General features: G+C 29.0%; 21 protein-coding genes. All 21 read right to left on the bottom strand.

Going from position 1 to position 22,111, the window contains the following annotated elements; translation table 11 throughout:
• Position 1: 1 nt before the first annotated feature.
• Entirely contained in the window at positions 2–880 is an 879-nt protein-coding gene (locus tag ABDW27_RS08810; RefSeq protein WP_343695563.1) for a hypothetical protein, read from the bottom strand.
• On the bottom strand, positions 880–2,313 hold the full coding sequence (locus ABDW27_RS08815) for an MBOAT family O-acyltransferase (RefSeq protein WP_343695564.1): 1,434 nt from the start codon (positions 2,311–2,313) through the stop codon (positions 880–882). Before ABDW27_RS08815 ends, ABDW27_RS08810 begins: the two co-directional genes overlap by 1 nt.
• Before the next feature lie 35 nt (positions 2,314–2,348).
• The gene (gene neuC / locus ABDW27_RS08820; protein WP_343695565.1) at positions 2,349–3,482 is read right to left on the bottom strand and encodes a UDP-N-acetylglucosamine 2-epimerase; all 1,134 of its coding nucleotides are present in this window, start codon (positions 3,480–3,482) and stop codon (positions 2,349–2,351) included.
• On the bottom strand, positions 3,475–4,515 hold the full coding sequence (gene neuB / locus ABDW27_RS08825) for an N-acetylneuraminate synthase (RefSeq protein ID WP_343695566.1): 1,041 nt from the start codon (positions 4,513–4,515) through the stop codon (positions 3,475–3,477). Before neuB ends, neuC begins: the two co-directional genes overlap by 8 nt.
• A 22-nt stretch (positions 4,516–4,537) precedes the next feature.
• Positions 4,538–5,197 (bottom strand): acylneuraminate cytidylyltransferase family protein, encoded by a 660-nt coding sequence (locus ABDW27_RS08830; protein ID WP_343695567.1) that lies wholly within the window; start codon positions 5,195–5,197, stop codon positions 4,538–4,540.
• Positions 5,198–5,218: 21 nt separating this feature from the next.
• The gene (locus ABDW27_RS08835) at positions 5,219–6,271 is read right to left on the bottom strand and encodes an acyltransferase (RefSeq protein WP_343695568.1); all 1,053 of its coding nucleotides are present in this window, start codon (positions 6,269–6,271) and stop codon (positions 5,219–5,221) included.
• Between the two features lie 3 nt (positions 6,272–6,274).
• Positions 6,275–7,384 carry a glycosyltransferase family 4 protein gene (locus ABDW27_RS08840; RefSeq protein ID WP_343695569.1) on the bottom strand — a complete coding sequence of 370 codons (1,110 nt, stop codon included), beginning with the start codon at positions 7,382–7,384 and terminating at the stop codon, positions 6,275–6,277.
• A 3-nt stretch (positions 7,385–7,387) separates the two neighbouring features.
• The gene (locus ABDW27_RS08845) at positions 7,388–8,410 is read right to left on the bottom strand and encodes a glycosyltransferase family 2 protein (RefSeq protein ID WP_343695570.1); all 1,023 of its coding nucleotides are present in this window, start codon (positions 8,408–8,410) and stop codon (positions 7,388–7,390) included.
• A complete protein-coding gene (locus ABDW27_RS08850) occupies positions 8,401–9,552 on the bottom strand; it encodes a glycosyltransferase (protein WP_343695571.1) in 1,152 nt (383 codons plus the stop codon). Before ABDW27_RS08850 ends, ABDW27_RS08845 begins: the two co-directional genes overlap by 10 nt.
• 21 nt (positions 9,553–9,573) lie before the next feature.
• On the bottom strand, positions 9,574–10,401 hold the full coding sequence (locus ABDW27_RS08855) for a glycosyltransferase family 2 protein (RefSeq protein ID WP_343695572.1): 828 nt from the start codon (positions 10,399–10,401) through the stop codon (positions 9,574–9,576).
• A gap of 83 nt (positions 10,402–10,484) precedes the next feature.
• Positions 10,485–11,459 (bottom strand): hypothetical protein, encoded by a 975-nt coding sequence (locus tag ABDW27_RS08860; protein WP_343695573.1) that lies wholly within the window; start codon positions 11,457–11,459, stop codon positions 10,485–10,487.
• A 16-nt stretch (positions 11,460–11,475) separates the two neighbouring features.
• Positions 11,476–12,723, bottom strand: coding sequence for a glycosyltransferase (locus ABDW27_RS08865; RefSeq protein WP_343695574.1), 1,248 nt, complete (start codon positions 12,721–12,723; stop codon positions 11,476–11,478).
• Complete coding sequence (locus tag ABDW27_RS08870) at positions 12,720–13,475, bottom strand: glycosyltransferase (RefSeq protein WP_343695575.1); 756 nt, start codon at positions 13,473–13,475, stop codon at positions 12,720–12,722. The genes ABDW27_RS08865 and ABDW27_RS08870 overlap by 4 nt, the downstream gene beginning before the upstream one ends.
• Before the next feature lie 163 nt (positions 13,476–13,638).
• Entirely contained in the window at positions 13,639–14,451 is an 813-nt protein-coding gene (locus tag ABDW27_RS08875; RefSeq protein ID WP_343695576.1) for a glycosyltransferase family 2 protein, read from the bottom strand.
• A 2-nt stretch (positions 14,452–14,453) separates the two neighbouring features.
• A complete protein-coding gene (locus ABDW27_RS08880) occupies positions 14,454–15,395 on the bottom strand; it encodes a glycosyltransferase (RefSeq protein ID WP_343695577.1) in 942 nt (313 codons plus the stop codon).
• Positions 15,396–15,411: 16 nt separating this feature from the next.
• Complete coding sequence (locus tag ABDW27_RS08885) at positions 15,412–16,677, bottom strand: ABC transporter ATP-binding protein (RefSeq protein ID WP_343695578.1); 1,266 nt, start codon at positions 16,675–16,677, stop codon at positions 15,412–15,414.
• 53 nt (positions 16,678–16,730) lie between these two features.
• Positions 16,731–17,591, bottom strand: coding sequence for an ABC transporter permease (locus ABDW27_RS08890; RefSeq protein WP_343695579.1), 861 nt, complete (start codon positions 17,589–17,591; stop codon positions 16,731–16,733).
• Between the two features lie 139 nt (positions 17,592–17,730).
• A complete protein-coding gene (locus ABDW27_RS08895) occupies positions 17,731–19,698 on the bottom strand; it encodes a nucleoside-diphosphate sugar epimerase/dehydratase (RefSeq protein WP_343695580.1) in 1,968 nt (655 codons plus the stop codon).
• An 83-nt stretch (positions 19,699–19,781) separates the two neighbouring features.
• Entirely contained in the window at positions 19,782–20,666 is an 885-nt protein-coding gene (rfbA, locus tag ABDW27_RS08900; protein WP_343695581.1) for a glucose-1-phosphate thymidylyltransferase RfbA, read from the bottom strand.
• Between the two features lie 40 nt (positions 20,667–20,706).
• Positions 20,707–21,555, bottom strand: coding sequence for a dTDP-4-dehydrorhamnose reductase (gene rfbD, locus ABDW27_RS08905; protein WP_343695582.1), 849 nt, complete (start codon positions 21,553–21,555; stop codon positions 20,707–20,709).
• Positions 21,555–22,103, bottom strand: coding sequence for a dTDP-4-dehydrorhamnose 3,5-epimerase (gene rfbC, locus ABDW27_RS08910; RefSeq protein ID WP_343695583.1), 549 nt, complete (start codon positions 22,101–22,103; stop codon positions 21,555–21,557). Before rfbC ends, rfbD begins: the two co-directional genes overlap by 1 nt.
• Positions 22,104–22,111: the final 8 nt, after the last annotated feature.

Genomic DNA, 22,111 nt, shown 5'->3' on the forward strand with positions numbered 1-22,111 from the left:
TTTATTGAAAAAAATCTTTTAAAATTCTTGCTGTAAAGATTTTCGATCCCGCATCATTCATATGTCCACAAGAAGAAAAGTATTTATCTTCGATCACAACATTTTCGTAATTATGAATTTCCGGATATGCTTTTTTCACTTTATCAAAGTAATTCATCCCTTTTGTGTTTTCACACATTGGTGTCATAACCGAAATAAAATTAATGTTGTTCGTTTTGCAGATATTTTTAATTTCTTCGTAATACTTATTATGTTTTAATGGATTCAAATTGACAATATTATTTTTCATATTGCCATTTTTATGTTTTTCTAATGGATAGTATCCTAAATTATCTAACGCATTTGTTCTTCTATTCATAGAAGCAAAAAAAACTTCCCGAAACCCTATTCTGCCATCATATTTTATATATCTGTAAAACGGAATATAATATAGCTCATTGAAGTCTTCTTCTCCTGAAAAATGATCTTTTATAATTTTTGAATTATGAATGTATGGAAGAAATTTTGCCGATATTCCTTCTGCCTGATGTTCGTTTGATAAATTCAAGTCTGCTTCTAAAATGACATTTTTGATTTTGTACTTTCTTTCAATCATTAATTTTAACATCAATGAAGCCTCGAATAAATGTCCGCCGCTCATTCCGTAATTGAATGTTTTTAAGCCTTTATCTTCAAACATTTGTGCCACAAAATGATTATTTGCTCTTGAAGAACCTAAAATGACAACATCATAGTTTTGAGCCGTAGAATTAAAAACTTTTTCAATCTTTCCTCTATTATTCGAATGCATAAAGATATAAGTATATAATCCGTCTAATAGAAATGCTATTAAAACAGTTATTACAATAATTTTAGCGATATAAATTAAAAACTTCTTCATTAAAATTGAAAATATATAAATTCTTTATAATCTGAAAAAGTTCCAAAAGCCATTATAGCTAAAATTGCTAAAGCTACTTTTATTGTACTCCATTTTCCAGAAAGCGGTTCTACTTTACTGCGATTATTCCATTCTATTAAAACAAATACCCCAATCATAAGCAGTAATTCATAACTATAGCGTTCATTGTCTAAGTATTGAAAACTGAAATCTTTATTTGTAACTATTCGTTTTAAATATAAAACTGCATCTGTTATAGTTCTGGCTCTAAAAAACACCCAGGCAATACAGGTTAACAAAAATGTATAAAGTATGCTTGCGAAAACTTTCACCGAATTGAAGTTAAATTTTAACCGGATCGTATCCATATTATTTCGATTGCTATTTGAAAGAAGTAACGGAAGGAAATAAACTGCGTTTATAAATCCCCAGGCAATATAGGTCCAGTTTGCTCCATGCCAAAATCCGCTGACTACAAAAATGATGAAGGTGTTTCTAATTTTCATCCATAATCCGCCTTTGCTTCCTCCTAATGGTATGTATAAATAATCGCGAAACCAAGACGAAAGTGAAATATGCCAACGTCGCCAGAACTCTGCAATGTCTCTTGAAAAGTAGGGATAATTGAAGTTTCGTAATAAATCTAAGCCAAATAGTTTTGAAACACCAAGTGCAATATCTGAGTATCCTGAAAAGTCTCCATAAATTTGAAACGCAAAATATATGGCTCCCAAAATAAGCGAAAAGGAGTTCATAGAAGTATAATTATCGAAAACAGCATTTGCATAAGGTGCACAAGTATCTGCAATAATTACTTTTTTTACCAATCCCCAAATAATTTGATAAACACCTTGTTTGGCATTCTCTAAATCAAATTCACGCTTAACTTTTATTTCAGGCAGTAAATGTGTTGCTCTTTCAATTGGGCCGGCAACCAAAAGCGGAAAATAACTCACAAACAGAGAGTAATCTACAAAATTGTACTCGGCTTTTATTCTTTTAAAATAAATATCAATTACGTAAGAAAGTCCGTGAAAGGTGTAAAATGAAATTCCGACTGGCAAAATTACATCCAATAAAATTGGACTGGCTTTTATACCAATTGAATCTAATAACTCTGCAAATGAAGACGCAAAAAAGTTGTAATATTTAAATACTCCTAAAAATCCAAGATTGACTAAAATACTAAGCCAAAACCAAAATTTTCGGCTTTTTTCTGATTTTCCTTTTTCAATTTGAATCCCGGTATAATAATCTAAGAAAGTTGAGAAAACTAAAAGAAAAAGAAACCTCCAGTCCCAGCATGAATAGAAATAATAGCTTGCTACAATTAATAGAGCATTTTGAGTGCTTTTATTTTTATTAAAAACAAACCAATAAAGTACAAAAACTATTGGAAGAAAAATAGCAAACGCTATAGAGTTAAAAAACATAAAATCCTTAAGTGGTATTAAATTGTAAAAGACAATTATATGTCTCTAAATTGTTTTTGATGGTTGAGCTGCCAAATATCTTTTTTCTTTAGAGACTGCAAAAATAATTCATTACTGTTTCCTCTTCCAAAATCATTGTCTGAAATTTCAACTTGATGAGAGTCTATTTTGGAAAGCGCTTCATTTATACTGTTTTTCGAATAGTCGACATTTATAATATCTGCATGAATGGCTCTGTTTTGCTGACGGGTTCCTATATTTATAATTGGAATTCCGTAATAAGGAGCTTCGCGGATTCCGGCACTGCTGTTACCAATTATAAACTGGCTGTTTTTTAATAATGTCAAAAAGTATTCAAATCGTAAAGATGGAAAAATTCGGAATCTTTCGTTGTTTTCCAGTCTTTTAAATTCATCAATAATAAATTGGCTTCCTAAATCATTATTAGGAAAGATCACAACATAATTTCGATTGTCTTCAAGTAAACAATCTACAAAAGACACTGCATACTCTTTCATTGATGCATATTCTGTAGTAACGGGATGAAACATTACTAGAGCATAATCTTCAAATGAAATTTCGTAATATTTCTTTGCTGTTTCCAGTGAAGGCAAATCATTGGAAAACATAATATCAATATCAGGAGAGCCAATTGTAAAAATTGATTCTTTTATTTCTCCCATTTGAATTAGTCTTTTTGCAGCTTCTTTATTAGAAACAAAATGTACGTGGCTTAATTTACTTACACTATGACGAATTAATTCATCAACAGTTCCCGAAACTTCCCCTCCTTCTATGTGAGCAACTAAAATATTATTTAATGCCCCCACAATTGCACCAGCGAGAGTTTCTACCCTATCACCATGCACTACTATCATATCTGGATTTATGGTTTTACAATAATTTGAAAGGCCTTCAATTGTTTTGGCCAATGTCAAATCCATTGTAGTTTCGTGTGTATGATTTTCGAAAGTAAAAACATTTGTAAAATTGCAGCGCTCAATTTCAATTAATGTGTAACCATACATTTCCTGCAAATGCATTCCGGTGACGAAAATAAAAACTTCAAAATCCTGCTGTTTTTCCAGCGTTTGAATCAATGATTTTATTTTTCCGAAATCAGCACGGGTACCTGTAAGAAATAGAATTTTTTTTGGAGAATTACTCAAAATCCGTGAAATCTAATTGCTCATCATTTTCAATATCTCTTGAAGCTGTTTTACCGATTAAATCGTTAAAATGTTCTGCTAAAATTTTACCAGTTCCAGGGCGTTTAACCCAAATATTTTCTTTAGATAAAACTTCTCCTTTTTTAATTGATTTTATAGCGCAGACTGTTGCAAAGGCAAAATCTATTGTTACTTGTTCTTCAAGAGCAGGTTTTTTTGTTCCGCCGCGCATTAAAGCTATTTCTGCACTTGAAACAATTAACTCACCGCATGCTTTTTCGTCCATACTGCAAACAATATCTGGTCCGGTACGCTGCATATGATCTGTAAAATGCCTTTCAAGAATACTTGCACCAAGAGCTACTGCGCCAAGACAAGCATTATTATTTAATGTATGATCACTTAATCCAAATACTTTGTTCGGAAATGCTTCATGAAGTTCTACCATTGCGCCAAAACGAACTAAATGAATTGGTGTTGGATATAAATTTGTGGTGTGTAATAATGCTACCGGAATATTATGTTTATCAAAAATTGCAACTGCTTTTTGAATACTTTCGATGGTATTCATTCCGGTACTTAAAATTACGGGTTTTCCAAATGAAGCAATATGCTCTAATAAAGGATAATTATTGCATTCTCCAGAACCAATTTTGTATGCCGGAATATCAAACTTTTTTAATCTTTCGGCAGCCGCTCTTGAAAAGGGAGTTGAAATAAAAATCATGCCTTTACTTTCTACATAATTTTTTAACTCTAATTCATCTGCTTCATTTAGCGAGCATCTTTCCATAATTTCATAAATAGAAACATCTGCATTTCCGGGAATTACTTTTTTTGCTGCTCCGGACATTTCATCTTCAACAATGTGTGTTTGGTGTTTTACAACCTCAACTCCGGCACGATGAGCGGCATCGACCATTTCTTTGGCAACTTTTAAAGATCCTTCGTGATTAATTCCGATTTCGGCAATAACTAAAGGCGGAAAATCTGGACCAATTTTGCGACCTGCAATTTCTATATATGGATTCATTTCTTTTTTGGGATTTGGAATTTTATTGTTTTTGATACAAAAATCTCGCATAATCTAAATCGTCAGGAGTATCGATATCAACTTGTGCAAAAATATGATTTACTTCGAATGGAAAAGCATTTTCTGAGATAATTATATCATTCAAAATCAAAGATGCTTTTGAGATATATAGCAGCCCATTTTCAAAATAAAGTGGTTCTAAATCCTGACTCCTTTGTCCGAAAGAATAATTGAACGGCTGAAATTTATTTTCTACAATTTTTCCAAACTTTTGATGATTTCTTGAAATTGTAAATAAACTATCTTTATTTTCTTTTTGATATTGACTAAAAGCCTCTTTTAATAAATTTTGTGGGCGTAAAGGATTTGTAGGCTGGAGCAAAATAACATTTTCAACATCTGACCCTACTGATTCTAAAACATGTTTTAATGCTGAAACTGTTGGTTCTAAATCTCCAGAAATTGATTCAGGTCTGTCTATAACTTTTACCCCAAATTGTAATGCTGTTTTTTTGATTTCAGCATCATCAGTTGAAACATAAATTTCATCTATTATGTCGCTGTTTTCTTTTGCATATAATATAGAATGAGCTAATAAAGGATATTCACCCAATAATTGAACATTCTTTTCTGGAATTCTTTTCGAACCTCCACGGGCTGGAATTATAGCAATTGTTTTCATTTGTCTTTTGAGTTGAATTACCTACCAAGAAGTTATCAGTTTTTTTTCTTTTATTTTTTCCTTTATCGGTTTTTCAATATAGACGTAAGATAGTGCAGAAACTACAATTAAGATTACAAGTCTTAAAAAAAACACAATCGTTGGATCTGTTATATGGAAATATTTGTTTACGCTATATGAACTAAATAGTGAATAAATTGGAAATTGTAAAATATAAATTCCGTAACTGATTTCTCCTAAGAAAACAAAAGCTTTTTTCTGAAATAATTTTGTTATGTACCCCTTGTTCAAAGAAATTAAAACTATCAATGGAATAAATAAGACTGCCATTAGACCATTATGAAAATTTAGACTTGAAAATTTTAAAGTCAAAATTATTGAGCAGATTATTAAAAGAATTAAAAGATCATAGTTCCCTTTTTTATTCTGCCATTTTTTAATCATAAAATACCCTGCCAAATTTCCAACCAAAAATTCGTTAAGGTGCATTAAAGGGTTATATTTTAAAATATCTTTTATATTACCTGATTCACTTTCACCATATAGTGAAAAGAATATTTGAAATAAAATTTGGCTAAAAACCCAAAATAAAATGATAAGTATTGCAATCTTTTTTGATTTATCATTTTTAAGAAACTTTCTAAAAATAAAAGGAAAAATTGCATAAAAAAAGAATTCAACACATAAAGACCATCCAGGAGGATTGAAAGATAAAGCATAACCCTGAATCCAGCTTTGAATCATAAAAACATTCAAAAGCAAGGATGATAAACCTAAATCATTTGTTCGTATCTGTAAAAACAGGACTAAAATTATAGCAAGAAAATATATCGGATAAATTCTTGCAAATCTATTTCTAAAGTATTCTTTTGATGATAAGTTAGGTTTATTTCCATATGCAATCATCATAACAAAACCAGACAATATGAAAAAGTAACTTACACATACATCTGCATTAAAAAATATGAAGTTTACTGCATCATTATTAAAAATGAAACTTTTTTTTCCGAAATGAAAAATTACAATTGATATTGCCGCTAGAAATCTAGTAAAAGTTAATTGTTCTATTCTCATACTTTATAGTTTTGTTTCTAGTCTTAATTTTGCCTGATCAATTATTCTATTCATGTTATTTCTCCATAGATCTATTGAATATAAATCGTCTTCAATCTCTGGATTTTGAAATTTTCCTTCTAAAAAATCATTTATCGCGTTTACCCATTCAGAGGTAAAATGAGGATTTTCAATTAGTTTACCTAGTTTCCCATACTGCAAAACTTCTGGCACTCCTCCTAATGCTGATGCAATGCAATAATTGCCACAACGCAATGCTTCAATTAAACTTAAACCAAAACCCTCCTGCCATAAAGTAGGAAAAAGGTAGCAATCAGATGCTTGATAATATTGAGCTAAATCATCATTTGGAATCCTGCCTAAAAACCTTACTCCGGAAATATCATGTTTTTTTTCTGTTCCTATAACGAGCAATATAATGTTTTTTTCAGTTTCGTATACCTTTTTCCAGGCATCCAAAACTATATGTAGTCCTTTCTTAGGTCTTTCCTGCGAACACCAAATAAATACTTTTTTATTTTCAAGTTCGAATTTTTGTTTTAGGTTTTCTTTATCAGAAATCGATACTTTTTTAAATTTCTGCGTTTCTATCCCATTATGAAGAACAGAAAAATGACATGGTAAAACATGAATTCTATTTTTAAACTGTTTATAACTATCTTGAGTTAATACAATCAATTCATTAATTAGTTCATAAAAATCAGGTCCGGAATTCAATTGATCATACGGTGAAAAGCCATGATAAAAAAACTGGATATAACATTTTTTTATAACTCCTCTCGAAACAAGATACCTATGTAGTGGTTTCACCATTCCGTAATTATCAACAATCTGGATTATATAATTATTATCAGGTTGAATTATTTTATCTAAAGCTTTTAAATATTCTGTCTTTTGTTTCTTAAAAACTTTATTTTGAAACTTCTGCCAAAAATTAATATTCGCAAAACTATAATTTACATTGTCATACAATTTTTCTGGCTTAGGACAAATCAAGTAATCTATTTTATGATCGTTCAAAAAATAATTAGTATACAATGTTGTCCAACTTCCTATTTTTGAAAAAGGAAGCGGTACTTGAGAAATTAATATAACCTCTGTTAAACCATTCATTTTCTATTTATATTTTATTGCCTCTTCGTGAGAAAGTCCTTTTAGTTTAAGAAGAAGTTGCCAGATTTTTTTTCTTGTAATTATTTTTGCAAACACTTTAGATTTTATAAAATATCCAAACCTTGAAGATTGAATATTTTTAAGTACGATCGGCTTTTCAGCAAAAAAATCATTATTTTTTAATGCTTCTACTGTTTCTCGCATCCAGTTTTCTTGTACATTTCCTAGATGATAAGCGAAATTATTTTCTGTCGAAAGTCGCCACATCCCTTTTTTAACTACAGGAATATCAAGTAATTTTTGTTCACTGTCTCCACCAAGTTTATAATTAGTATGTTTAATATTCATTCCTTCAAAAATTTCTTTTCTGTATGTCGCTGCGAAATGCCCCGCTCCCACTACTGCTTTAAAATTTCCATTAGAAACCGTCAGATACTTTTCAAGATGAACTTCATTATAAAAATTTGGGTTTTCGATGCTCACTGCAAATGCTTTTAAAGCCTTCGAATTTTTAACTTTTGTAAAATGTAATGACTTTGAAAAAAGTAAATCAAACCATATATTGTAAGTATAGTTTTTAAGAGATCTTGAAGAAGGAGTTGGACAAACTACCCCTGTTTTAGGAAAGTTTTCAAAAATGTTATAAGTTTCTTTTTGCCAATTTTCTAAAAAAAGAACATCACAGTCTGTTATGGTTACAAGTGAAAAATCATGCCCCGAAATACCTTTTAAAATTGCATTGAGTTTTCCAATATTTGTGGTATTTATTATTTCTTGAATTTTTCCCAATTTGTTAAGTTCACTCAAATAATTGACGACCTCAAAATGACTTCCGTTATTAACAATTGTTATATACGTTTTTTCATGAATTGTTTTTAATAAAGATTCTAAGCAATATTTTAAGATCTGAAAACTATCTTTAAAATAATCTTCATTGTTGGGTATATAAACGGGAATAATTATCTGATGAAAAAAATCTTCAGAATCTTTTATTTTATCTTTATTAGGATTAAAACCTACTCGCATAAATAATTTTTAACTAAATCTAAATATTGCCTTGAGACGTTTTTCATTGAATAAAACTTTAAATATCTAGCTCTGTTTTCGTTAGACAATTGGATGATTTCATTTTCTTCCATTGCAGAAACTTTCTTTATTTGACTTAATAAACTATTTACATTGTTATCAAACCAGAAAGGATTATTTGGGAGTCTTTCCATCATTGCTCCCGTTTTTGCTGATATTATTAATCTAGCAGAAGCCATTGCTTCAATTCCCGTTAATGGGCCTGTTTCTTCATCATAATGAGATACTATTAAAGCATCTGAAAGAGCTAAAAATTTATCTAATTCCTGATTTGGCATAAATCCAGTAAATATAATCGATTGATTATCTTTTGCTATTTGTTTTAGATTACTTATTTCTAAACCATCACCAACAATATACAATTTCAATGAGACATCATTAATTTCATTAAAAGCATTTATTAGAACATCTAAATTTTTTTCTTTAACGAGCCTTGAAATAGTTACAAATGTTCTAGCCTTATTACTTACATTATCGATTTTTAAAAGCTTTTCTTCATTATAAGCGCACTGATCAATAACCGAATATGGCAAATTCAAATTTGAAGCATTAGCTTCAGAGTGATGAATAAACTGAGTAACTTTTTTTAAACAATCACAATCCTCGTAAATTTCTTTCTTAATTACACCAGTTGTTCTAAAAAGAACCGGCTTTTTTCCTGAATATGAATAATTAATAATTTCTTGTATATAATTTGAAGATAATTGAGCGCAAATAATTATTAAATCATGTTTAGAAATAATACTTTCGATTTGATGCTTAATTTTTTCTTCACTATTAAAATACTTTTTATTGATTGTATTATTTACAAAAGAAAACAAAGGAAACTTCCCTCCATGTTTAACAAAAGATAGAAAAGAGGTGATTTTTAAGATTAAGTTATTTTTAAATGCTAATTCTTTTATTGTATTAACCTGCTCTTTTTTCACAAAATCAAACACTTGAGATTTTGCAGTTAAATCTCCCGTAGAGCAAATTCTAACTTCAAATTCATCTTTAAGTGATTTGGCTATAAACCCAGCTTCTAATTCTCTCCCTCCAAAATCTCCAATAGGGCCAATTATTAAAACTTTTCTCTTCATAAATTCAATTCAAACTAAGATTTATTTACGAAAGAAAGTCATCACTTTAACAATTACTGACAATTGTAAAGTTACTATTTTTCTAAAAAAAGGGTGATTATCAATTATTTTGAGATACTTAAAACGTTTATTCGTTTCTCGAAATTTATCAAAAATATAGCTGTCATTTTCATTATTAAAGATATATGGCAAATACTTTTTTAAAACAATTTCCTTTTCATTTTTGACCTTTTCTATTTCAGAAGAAGAAATTCCAGCCATATCAAAATTAGTTATAGTATAATCGATCTTTTGATAACTTTCTCCATTTAATCCTAAGGCTTTAAAGAAAAACTCCCAATCAGAAATTATTTTATTTTCTTCATTATAAACCCCATACTTATCAAACATCGCTTTTTTTATAAAAGTACTCGGATGGGAAACTGTTTTAGAAACTAAATAACTAAAAGACATTGTGTCTGGATGTTTTCTAATTCTTTTTTCATTATCTATTTCGTAATACAAATGACCGCAAACGAAAGAAGCATCCGTGTTTAATTTATCAATCATATCAAACAGAACATGATTATTAAAAAGACAATCACCAGAATTTAGGAATAAAAGATATTCTCCATTTGAATTTATTATGCCTTTATTCATGGCATTATATATTCCGGAATCCTTCTCGCTAACCCAATAATTAAAATATTGACTTTGAGACTCGATATATTCTTTACTTCCATCATTACTGCCTCCATCAATTATAATATATTCGAATTCCTTCCAAGTTTGATTTGCAACGCTGTTAACCGTTTTTATTAAACCTTCTTTATTATTATAATTAATTGTAATTATCGACAATTTAAACATATATTCTACATACTTTTTATCTCAAATAAAATGAATAGTAATTTTTCATTTATTGAAGCATATTTTATATTTTATCAGCTACATTACCAATAACATCCATTTTCAACATTCAGAAAATTTTCAGGTTTTTCTACATCCAACGGTCTAATCCAATGATCATTAAAAATTGCAGACATATCATATTCTTCTTCCCATCTCTTTCCTTTTATTCCAAATAAAACCTGAGTTGCACCTCCCAGATGAATGCTTTTCTTTCCAATTTCTTTTATAAAACTAGCTAATGGAAATCCGTAAGCACCACATCCGATAATTGCAATATCGAATTCAATCTTATGAATGTCTTTTTTCATAAATTCTAAAGCTTCAAACCATGTCTTAAAGTCGATATTTTTATGATTCCCTGCAAAAGATTGAACAGGCTTATAAGTTATTAAATCAAAATCTGGCAGAACATCTGGATTCTTAAATAAAAGTTTTCTATTCTCATACTGAGATTTGATACTTTTTACAAAAGGATGTATAACTAGTACCTTTTTATTTTTTAATGCTATGCTCCATGGCTGTTTATGATAATAAGGTTCTAAATCTGTTAATGGAACAGTTTTTACATCTGACAATTCGATTTTGAAATTATTTTCTTTTTGAAGCCAAGAGCCCAAAATATCTAAATTACTTATACTTTTAAGCATTAATTGAGAAAATTTTGTCAAGTTTACATCATCAACAGGAAAAAAACCTGCATTATTAAGCATACTTTTTCTGATCTCTTCTGTCCAATCAATCGTATTCGAATTTTCATTAATATATCTAAAATATCTCTTAAAAAGATTATTTTGTTTTTCTTTATAACAATCTAAACAATCTAATTCTACACTTCCAAACCGAGCAATCATACAAGGTTTTTCAGATTCCAATAGATCTTTTATTATATCTGAAGCCTTTTGAGAATTATATTGCGGTGGTTGTTGATTGAAAAAAAAACTTCTTTTTTTTCCAAAAAACTTAGCTTTAAACTTTCTTAATACCTTCAAAAACAACATCTCTAAATTATTTTTCATTTTTTTTATACAAAACTTAAACTTTACCTGATTGTTTTAAAATAAAATCATATAAGTCTAAATATGAATCTGCTTGTTTTTGAAAATTAAAACTGTCTTCAGCATATTTTCTAATAATCTGAGTGTTGTAATTTGCATAATTATTTTTCATATTGATGATTGCTTCAGCTAATGATTGTGCAGATATTTCTTTTGCCAACACTCCTGTATGATTTTCTATTACATGTTCAGATATTCCCCCTACTTTAAATCCTACAAGAGGTAACCCGCAAGCAAAAGATTCCAACATAACATTTGGTAAATTATCCTCGCGGCTTGGTAAGACAAATGCATCAGCCAAAGAATAACATTCTGCCATTTTAGAACTTGAATAAATTTCTCCTAAATAGATAACTTTATGATTCTCAATAAATGGAAGACTACCTTTTCCAATAGTCAATAATGTAACTTCTTGATTTTTTAATAACATTAATGCTTCTACCAATAAATCATAACCTTTTCTATTATTAGTTAAACTATCGGAAACAAATAGTATCGCAAAATCATTTTTATCAATATTATATTTATCCCTTAATTTGTTTTTATCATTGACTTTAAAAACATCTAAATCAATCGAATTTGGCACACAAAATTTATCAAAATTAGAAAATACTTGATTCTTTTTCGCTTCTTCGAGCAGCCAATTTGATGGAGTTACAACAACTCCATTCTTTACTTTCGTAATTGCATTCTTTTTAATTTCTTTAATTTTAAAATTTAGAGATGATGCAATTTCTATATTTCTAACCTCATCATTATGATAATGGAAAATTCCCATGAAAGGATTCATATCATGAAATGTCCAAATAATTGGTTTGTTACTTTTTGAAAAAAAGGTAGGATAATCTACAATTCCATCTATCCAATGTAAATTTATGATATCTGCTTCAAGATATAATGGGTGGTTTTGTAATTGATAATTGGAGAATGGCAAGGTAGCGATTTCACAATTTATTTTATTTGTTAATAACTTGAGTTCCTTTTCGAAGTATTCTTTCTCAGACTTTTTGTAATATTTCTTTAATTTATTAAGTATTTTTTTAAAATAATTCGGCCTTTTATATGCAAAAAAAGAATTAGAAATTATTTTATTATTATAATCAATTGCAAGATTGGCTGAAACAAAAGCTGATTTTACATTATATTTATGCAATGCTTCATGTAATCTAATAGCAGCTATCCCAGCTCCTCCTTTTGAAGATGTTGTAACATGAAGTACTTTCATATATTTTTATTTGATTTTATCTCATGATATATTTTACGTGAAAATTCTTTAAAATACCTTCGAAAGTAAGTATAAGAATAACCATAAATTAAAAAATCGAATATTACTTCTCTCCAATTTTTAAACAATATACGTAATCCTGTTTGCTTTTTAGTTTGCCAGGAATGATCCCAAAGATGTACTGATACACTATTAGAATTCAAATATTTAGAGTAATCTTCTAATCTGTTTTGATATGGCAATGGATAGAAATATTCAGCATTATAAATTATTTCATTATGCTGAATACTGTTTTTATTTATTATGGGACTAAAAGTATGCGTGATAACCGGAGGAGAAAATACATTAAATTCAGTAGTTTCATAAAAATCAATCATCTTTTTTAAAATCGGATGATTTTTTTCAGAACCAAAAATTCCAAAAGCAACTCTATCCTCTACTTCTTCTCCTATAAAAAAATTATATTTCAGTAAATTATTTATTGGTTTCACTAATAACATATCAGTATCTAAATAAATACCTCCAAATTCAAATAATACTTTTGCTCTTATATAATCTGATGCAAAAGCATATTTTTTTTTTCTCAATGCGTTTCTATAAAATTTATTTGTATACTTTTTTGCATTCTTTTCATTCCATTCCAATATCTCATAATCAGGGCAAAATTGCTTCCAGGAATCTAAACATTCTGTAAAAATTTTTGATTTTTGGCCATTACCAAACCAACAATAATGAAGTATTTTTGGAATCATTTTTTTATACAAATAAATTTTGCTGGATTACCTGCATAAACATTATTCGAGAGAATACTTTTTGTTACAACTGAACCTGCTCCTATGATAACATTATCTCCTATGGAAACACCTGGCTTAATAAGTCCTAGCTTAATCAATATTTTTTTTAAAAGATATCTCATTATTTAACAATAAAATTTATCAAACTTAACATCATTGATGATAACTTTCTTCCAGCATAAGATTCTTCTAATTTTCGCAATTTTCTAAATCTTTCTTTATTTAGTAATTTCCTATCGTCAATTAAACTTTTATAATCATCGTAATAAAGGGAATAGTCTTTTTTTAGAATTTCTTTTCTCTCATTTTCCACGAGTATTACTCCTTCAGGAGTACAGCTTAAACCTCCAAAATAAAAAGTTGATAACGTTTTATTTATTCGTTTATAAGTAGCATTGTGTTTTACAATAGCATCTATAAAGAATTTCCAATCAGCTACCATTTTAAGATCTTCATTGTAAACACCAACTTTTTTGAATAAATTTTTTTTAATAAAAACCGATTGATGAGCGAGTGTTCTTTCGAATAAATATAGAAAAGTTAGTTTATCAGGATGTTCATATATAAAATCATTTTCAGAATCTTTTAAATGGATATCAAAACATAAAATATCTTCACCTGTAAAAAAAATTATATTCTCTTCCAACACATCATTTTTATAAAGATGATCTCCACTATTTAAGAATAATAAGTATTCTCCTGTTGCCATTTCAATGCCTTTATTCATTGCATGGTATATTCCATTATCTTTTTCACTAACCCATTTAGAAATAGAAGACTCATGTTTTTGAATAATCTCAACACTATTATCAGTAGAACCACCGTCTATAATAATATATTCTATATCCAAATATTCTTGTAGTAACACACTATCAATGGTTTTTTTTAAACCGATAGCGTTATTAAAATTTATAGTTATAATTGATAATTTCATTACTAATATTCCACTTTTACATTGAAAATAATATTCTTACAAAAAGCTGCAATAAAGTCGTAGGTTTTACTTTTTTTATAATCTAAGAATCGCATAGTTTTTAAAAAATAATTAATCCTTTCAGATTTTTTTATACTATTCGAAAACAAAAAAGACTTTGATAAAGTTTTTATTCTATCACTCAAAAAATCACCATATTGTTTTCTTAGCTTAGGAACGCTATATAAAACTAACACTCTGTGGTATTGAATAAGATTTAGTTTTATTGTTGATGTTCCGCTCCAAACTCCTCCTGAATGATATCGATAAGAAGCTCCATTAAAATTTAAAAAAAACAATTTACCATTTTCAGTAATTATAATATCTAGTATTTCATCACATAAATTTGACAATAATATCTTCGGCGCGTTTTTTAAAACATTTTTTCTGAACACTAATGAACAAGTCGCATAAGAAGATTTCAGTATTTTTAGACATTGCTCCTGATTATAACTATTAATCTCCCCAACTTTTGGATTATATATTTCATTGATAATAGATCTATCTTGATCTACAAATGAAGCATGGTGAAAACACCCCATAGCTTCTTTATTGTTTTCTAAAAAGTCAATCTGTTTTTGCAACTTAAGTGAATCTGTCCAATAATCATCCCCTTCACAAGCTGCAATATATTCTCCTTTACTATTATCTAATACAAATTGAGTGTTTAGCATCATACCAATATTAGGATCTTGTTTTGTGTACTTAATCCAACTTCCCCTAGGATGAGTTTTTATAATTGATTTTACTATTTCATCAGTTTTGTCAGGTGAAGAATCGTTAGAAATAATCAGTTCAATTTCAAAATCGACTTCTTGCATCAAAACTCCATTTATTGCTTCTTCAATGAATTTTTCATGACCATAAGTTATCATGCATACGCTGACTTTAATGTTTTTTGACATTACCTTTTATTATTTTTTATTGTAGTTTCCATTCAAATTGTGGTCTTATGTAGCCTGGTTCTCTTCCCATATAAGTACCTAGTTCTCTTTCAGAATCTATTACTGTAAAAGAAATAATATCATTTTCAACAAATATGGCCTGTCTAGAATCTTCGACGATAAAAAGAGATAAAAAATATTGTCCTGATTGAAAAAAGGAAGCTGGAAAACTACAAATGATGTCATTTGTACCGTTTTTCAAATAAAATGATCCTGCATTTGTAAATGAAAACATAACTTCACCAATTTCATTATACATATGATATGTTATATGATATCTTTCAGCATCTCTTACTTTTATATCTATTTTGGTATTAAGAATTATAGTCTCTTTTTCGTTTAATACATCGTCGGTGTTTCTTCCGTTATTTTTTAAAGAAATTTCGTTTAACTTAAAAATTGGAAAATCATATTCCTTTCCAAATGTTCTCAAATTCATTGATTCGGCATCTCCGCCAAGGTAATAACTTACTGCATTTTCTATTTCACCTTCAAAAACTACTTTTCCATGCTCTAAAATAACCCCTCTAGTACATAAACTTTTTACTGCAGCCATATTATGACTAACGAATAGAACTGTCCTTCCTTCTCCTCTGGAAATATCCTGCATTTTTCCAATTGCTTTTTTTTGAAATTCAGCATCTCCAACAGCTAAAACCTCATCTATAACTAAAATTTCTGGTTCAAGAAATGCTGCTACTGCAAATGCAAGACGAACTGTCATACCGCTACTGTATCTTTTTACAGGCGTATCAATATATCGTTCACATCCTGAAAATTCTATTATTTCATCAAGTTTAGAAGCAATTTCCTTTTTGGTCATCCCTAGTATAGCGCCATTCAAAAAGATATTTTCTCGCCCCGTCATTTCTCCATGAAATCCTGTTCCTACTTCCAATAAAGATGCAATTCTACCACGAGATTTTATACTTCCTGTTGTTGGTGCCGTTACTTTTGAGAGTATTTTTAATAATGTCGATTTTCCTGCACCGTTTTTACCTATAATTCCTAATACTTCTCCACGTTTTACTTCAAAATTAATATCTTGTAAAGCCCAAACATAATCTGAAGTCCCTTTTTTAGAACGATCATTAGTATCTCCTATTTTCAGATAAGGATTTTCTTTACCACGAATTTGATGCCACCATCTATTTAAATCATGTGTTAATGTACCAGTTCCTACTTCTCCTAAGCGATATTGTTTAGATATATTTTCGGCCTTTAAAATGATATTTTTTTCCAATTATAATTCGTAATTGTTAGTTATTTAAGAATAGCAGACTGTTCAATATTAATTTAAACTGTATCAATAAAGCTCTTTTCAGTTTTGTTAAATGTTAAAATCCCAAAAAAAAGTATGATAATTGTAACAGCTACGGTATAACTCAACCCTAATATCGAAATTTCACCAACATTTAAAAGCATATATCGTGATGATTCAATAATATATGCAAGCGGGTTATATTCTACAATCCATCCATAAGTTGGTAATTTTGCTTTTATGAGTTCCATCGGATACATTACTGCTGACAAATACATCAACAACTGTATTCCAAAAGTTACTAAATAACTAAAATCTCGATACTTAGTAACCATTGAAGAAATAAGCATTCCTAAGCCCAATCCTAAAATCCCAATAATTACAATTAATATTGGAAAAAATAGTAAAGATTTATTTAGAGTTAAATTATCGCCTTGAAAATAATAGAATAAATAAAACGCAATAAAAATTACAAGCTGAATTCCAAACTTAATTAGATTAGAAATAACGACCGAAAGGGGAGTAATTATTCTCGGAAAATAAACTTTCCCGAAAATATTTGCATTAGCTTTAAATGTATCAGAAGTTCCATTCAAACATGCTGTAAAATAATTCCATACAGTAATACCAGCTAAATTAAACAAGAATGGTCGTACCGAACCTGTATTAATACCGGCAACATTGTTAAATATTATAGTAAACGTTATTGATGTAAACAACGGCTGAATTAAATACCAAAGAGGGCCTAATACAGTTTGCTTGTAAACAGTAATAATGTCTCTTTTAACAAAAAGAAATAATAAATCTCTGTATTGCCAAATTTCTTTAAAGTTAAGCGAAAAGAACTTGTTTTTGGGTGTTATCTCAAACAACCAATTATTTGAATTACTATTCATTTATTTTTTATAATTGTATTTACCACTGTTTAAATCTCGCATTTAACAAGATTTTTAGTCTTTTATTATTTTATTAAAAAGCAAAAAGGCGTTTAAAAAAACACCTTTTGTAAAATTAAATTAAAATTGATATTGGAAATTATTTGTCAAGAACTTCAAAAGCAGAGTTCATACTTTTAAATTCCGGAACAATTTTTTTCATTTTTGCTACTATATCTTCATTATCATAAAAATCTGCAATTCCTATTAGTTCATCAATATCGGTATGCAGATTTTCATATTCATCCTGAATTTCCTGAGCAATCATAATCTTATTGTGATAGGTTGGCAGGGTTTTAGAAGTATCATTTAATAATTCTTCATATAGTTTTTCACCAGGTCTCAATCCTACAATTTTAATTTTAATTTCCTTATCTGGAATAAATCCTGCAAGCTTAATCATTTTTTTAGCCAAATCAATTATTCTAACAGGTTTGCCCATATCAAAGATATAAATTTCACCTCCGTTACCCATAGCACCGGCTTCTAATACTAATTGACAAGCTTCAGGAATAGTCATAAAATAACGAATAATATCCTGATGCGTAATTGTTACAGGTCCACCTTCGGCAATTTGTTTTGTAAAAAGAGGGACTACAGAACCATTAGAACCTAAAACGTTTCCAAAACGAGTAGTAATGAACTTAGTTATTCCTAACTCGTTTTCTTTTTGATTTTTCAAAAATAATGATTGAACATATTTTTCTGCAATTCGTTTACTGGCTCCCATTACATTACTAGGATTCACAGCTTTATCTGTAGAAACCATTACAAATTTTTTGACATGGTACTTACATGCTAAATCAGCCAAATTTTTTGTTCCTTTTATATTTGTTAATATAGCCTGTGACGGATTTTCTTCCATAAGAGGAACATGTTTATAAGCCGCAGCATGAAAAACAACATGTGGATTGTAGTTTTTAAATACTTTTTCTAATGCTTTTTTACTTTTAACATCAGCAATAACTGCTACAATTTTTGCTGTTGTATCTGTACTAAGCGTTTCTAAGCATAAATTGTGCAAAGGAGTTTCTGCGTGATCCAGTATAATGACTGTTTTTGGATTAAATCCCAGAACTTGTCTTACAATCTCACTACCTATAGAACCAGCTGCACCAGTAATAAGAATTGTTTTATCTTTTAATTGTTTTGAAATTGATTTACTATCAAGTACAATCGGCTTTCTTTCCAATAAATCTTCAATCTGAATATTCTTTACTTTTTGAGAAATCTCTTTTTGATTTTCCCAATCTGAAATCAAAGGTACAGTATATACTCTATAATTAAATTCTAAACACTGATCGACTATGATTAACTGTTCGTCTTTAGTTAAACTCTTATCTGCAATAATAACACCTTCTGCTGCTACAGAACGCATTAAGGCAGGTAATTTTTTTCTTAAAATCAAAATTGGTAAATCCAACATTCGTTTAGATGCATTTTGATTATTCTTATCTACAAAACCAACAATTTTAAAACGTGAAGGTGTCTCAAACTTTAATGCATTTGCAACTGAGATTGCATTTGCATCGGTTCCATAGATTACGGTTCTTATAAGTTTTGAATTCGTTTTTTCTGAAAAATACAATTCGAAAGTTTGCTTAACTACAACACGATATAAAAACAAGCCACAGAATGACAAGACTAAATTGATGAAAAGAGCTGTATTTAAAAATGCTTTATGTCCGAAGTATAACTCAAAAACTAAATTCACAAACAGAAAAAACACTAAAACTGACATCTGCGAAAACAGTAATTTAATCGCATCAATATAGGATGAATGCCTTATAATTCCTGAATAGGTTCTAAATAGCCAAAAGAAAAAAACATTTACTATTATTAAACTTGAAACAAAATAAAAATCATGAGAAATAATAATATATCCTAAAGCTGTTCCTTCAAACAGCATATAAGTAAATGTAAATGAAAAAATAAGCACCATCACATCTATAGCAACAATAATCCACCTTGGCAAATAACTAAGGTTATTAATATGTGCTCTCAAATTCCTTGGTGAAAAAGAATTATACAATAAGGATGCTATTTTAGTTGATTTATCTGTATCCAATTTGGTTTAGTTTAATTCTGCAAACTTTCTACGGCTTACAAAAATACAAATTAAAGGTTTAAAAATTTACTTATTAATTAAAATTAAAATTTTGAATGGTTTTTCTTTTGTTTTAAAAATTCTAATAAATAAGATCCATATCCAGATTTAACTAAAGGTAAAGCTAAAGCTTCTAATTGCTTATCATCTATAAATCCTTGTCTCCATGCAACCTCTTCAACACATCCTACTTTCAAGCCCTGTCTTTCTTCAAGTACTTGCACAAATTGACCAGCTTGCATTAAGCTATTGAATGTTCCGGTATCTAACCATGCAGTACCACGGCTTAATATGCCAACTTTCAATGAATTTTTATCCAAATATACTTTATTGATATCTGTAATTTCATATTCACCTCTTGCACTTGGTTTTATACTTTTAGCAATTTCTATTACTGAATTATCATAAAAATACAAACCAGGGACAGCAAAATTAGATTTTGGTCTTTTTGGTTTTTCTTCAATACTAATGGCATTTAAGTTTTCATCAAATTCAACAACACCATAACGTTCTGGATCAGAAACATGGTAGGCAAAAACAACACCTCCTTTTGGCTTTCTATTTGATTTTAACAGTTCTTGCATATTGGCTCCAAAAAATATATTGTCTCCTAAAATCAGGGCCACATCATCATCGCCTATAAATTCCTCACCAATAACAAAAGCTTGAGCTAAACCATTAGGTATTTCTTGTTCTGCATAACTAAATTTACATCCCAGGCTTGATCCATCTCCTAATAATTTTTCAAAATTTGGCAAATCATGCGGAGTTGATATAATTAATATCTCATTAATTCCAGACATCATCAATGTAGATAATGGATAATAAATCATGGGTTTGTCATAAACTGGCATCATCTGTTTACTCATAGCAAGTGTAAGTGGGTGTAAACGTGTACCAGAACCTCCAGCTAAAACTATTCCCTTCATAATCTGTTTTAAAATTTTAGACTTTATGTTAACTCAAACGTTAACTATTCAAACATTTTTTTAAACTTTCTTTGTAATCAGGAATATTGATATTATAAATTGCTTTTATTCTTTCCTTACTTAACAATGAAAATTTTGGTCGCTTTGCTTGTGTTTGATATGCAGATGTTGGAATAGGTTTCACATTGCATTTATACATACCTAGCTCTTTTATTAGCAACGCAAACTCATACCAACTTATTTCTCCTTCATTGGAATAATTAAAAATTCCCGGAATCCATTTTTTAGATTCAAGAATATCTATCAGTACATTAGCCAAATCAACAGCATATGTTGGCGATCCTATTTGATCATTTACTACGCTGATTTCTTCCTTTTCCTGCATTAATTTCTGCATTGTTTTTACGAAATTATTCCCAAATTTACTATAAACCCATGAAGTTCTTATAATAATCGAATTTGGATTCTCCTCTAAACAAGCAATTTCACCAGCTCTTTTACTAGCCCCATACACATTGATTGGATTAGTTTCTGCATCTTCACTTAAAGCTATCGAAGTATTTCCATCAAAAACATAATCTGTAGATATATGAATCAAGTTTATATTATTATTTACAGCATATCTAGCAATTATTTTTACAGCCAAACAATTAATTCTAAAAGCCAATTCTTTTTCAGATTCAGCCTTGTCAACAGCTGTGTAAGCTCCACAATTAAATATTATATTTGGTTGAATTTCTTTTAATTGAGTTTCGAGTAAGTCTAAATCGTCTAATGTAATTTTTGTTCTATCAGCAAAAATCCATTCGTATTCGGAATGTTTTTTAGATAAAAGATTTAACTCGGAACCTAATTGTCCATTTGCTCCTGTTACCAGTATTCTTTTCATTAAAATAAACTGTTACAATTTTCTATAAAAGGAAGTATTAAATCCTTTTCTGAAACTATTGCGTCTTTTAAATCTATTCCCCAATTTATATTTAATGAAGGATCATTAAATGTAATTCCACCTTCTGAAAGTTTATTATAAAATTGGTCACATTTATACATTACTGACGCTGTTTCACTAATAACTGAAAAGCCATGGGCGAAACCTTTAGGCACCAATAATTGTTTTTTATTTTCTGCTGATAATGAAATAGTAAATGATTTACCATAAGTTGCAGAATTTTTTCTTAAATCAACAACAGCGTCGATAATTTCACCATGTAAGACACGTATAAGTTTAGTTTGAGCATATGGTGGATTTTGATAATGAAGCCCTCTTAAAGTTCCATATTTAGAAAATGATTGATTGTCTTGCACAAAGTCAATTTCAATACCTAAATTATTAAACTTCGTTTTATTATATGACTCAAAAAAGCATCCTCTTTCATCCTCAAAGACCTCAGGTTCAATTATCAACAAATCTTTTAAAGATGTTTCTGTAATTTTCATATTACTTT

It is taken from the genome of Flavobacterium sp. (assembly GCF_039595935.1).
In the GTDB taxonomy this organism is placed as follows: Bacteria; Bacteroidota; Bacteroidia; order Flavobacteriales; family Flavobacteriaceae; genus Flavobacterium.

Coding starts and splice junctions, on each gene's coding strand:
- ABDW27_RS08810 (WP_343695563.1), bottom strand. CDS start 880: ATGAAGAAGTTTTTAATTTATATCGCTAAAATTATTGTAATAACTGTT.
- ABDW27_RS08815 (WP_343695564.1), bottom strand. CDS start 2,313: ATGTTTTTTAACTCTATAGCGTTTGCTATTTTTCTTCCAATAGTTTTT.
- neuB (WP_343695566.1), bottom strand. CDS start 4,515: ATGAATCCATATATAGAAATTGCAGGTCGCAAAATTGGTCCAGATTTT.
- ABDW27_RS08830 (WP_343695567.1), bottom strand. CDS start 5,197: ATGAAAACAATTGCTATAATTCCAGCCCGTGGAGGTTCGAAAAGAATT.
- ABDW27_RS08835 (WP_343695568.1), bottom strand. CDS start 6,271: ATGAGAATAGAACAATTAACTTTTACTAGATTTCTAGCGGCAATATCA.
- ABDW27_RS08840 (WP_343695569.1), bottom strand. CDS start 7,384: ATGAATGGTTTAACAGAGGTTATATTAATTTCTCAAGTACCGCTTCCT.
- ABDW27_RS08845 (WP_343695570.1), bottom strand. CDS start 8,410: ATGCGAGTAGGTTTTAATCCTAATAAAGATAAAATAAAAGATTCTGAA.
- ABDW27_RS08850 (WP_343695571.1), bottom strand. CDS start 9,552: ATGAAGAGAAAAGTTTTAATAATTGGCCCTATTGGAGATTTTGGAGGG.
- ABDW27_RS08855 (WP_343695572.1), bottom strand. CDS start 10,401: ATGTTTAAATTGTCGATAATTACAATTAATTATAATAATAAAGAAGGT.
- ABDW27_RS08860 (WP_343695573.1), bottom strand. CDS start 11,459: ATGAAAAATAATTTAGAGATGTTGTTTTTGAAGGTATTAAGAAAGTTT.
- ABDW27_RS08865 (WP_343695574.1), bottom strand. CDS start 12,723: ATGAAAGTACTTCATGTTACAACATCTTCAAAAGGAGGAGCTGGGATA.
- ABDW27_RS08870 (WP_343695575.1), bottom strand. CDS start 13,475: ATGATTCCAAAAATACTTCATTATTGTTGGTTTGGTAATGGCCAAAAA.
- ABDW27_RS08875 (WP_343695576.1), bottom strand. CDS start 14,451: ATGAAATTATCAATTATAACTATAAATTTTAATAACGCTATCGGTTTA.
- ABDW27_RS08880 (WP_343695577.1), bottom strand. CDS start 15,395: ATGTCAAAAAACATTAAAGTCAGCGTATGCATGATAACTTATGGTCAT.
- ABDW27_RS08890 (WP_343695579.1), bottom strand. CDS start 17,591: ATGAATAGTAATTCAAATAATTGGTTGTTTGAGATAACACCCAAAAAC.
- rfbA (WP_343695581.1), bottom strand. CDS start 20,666: ATGAAGGGAATAGTTTTAGCTGGAGGTTCTGGTACACGTTTACACCCA.
- rfbD (WP_343695582.1), bottom strand. CDS start 21,555: ATGAAAAGAATACTGGTAACAGGAGCAAATGGACAATTAGGTTCCGAG.
- rfbC (WP_343695583.1), bottom strand. CDS start 22,103: ATGAAAATTACAGAAACATCTTTAAAAGATTTGTTGATAATTGAACCT.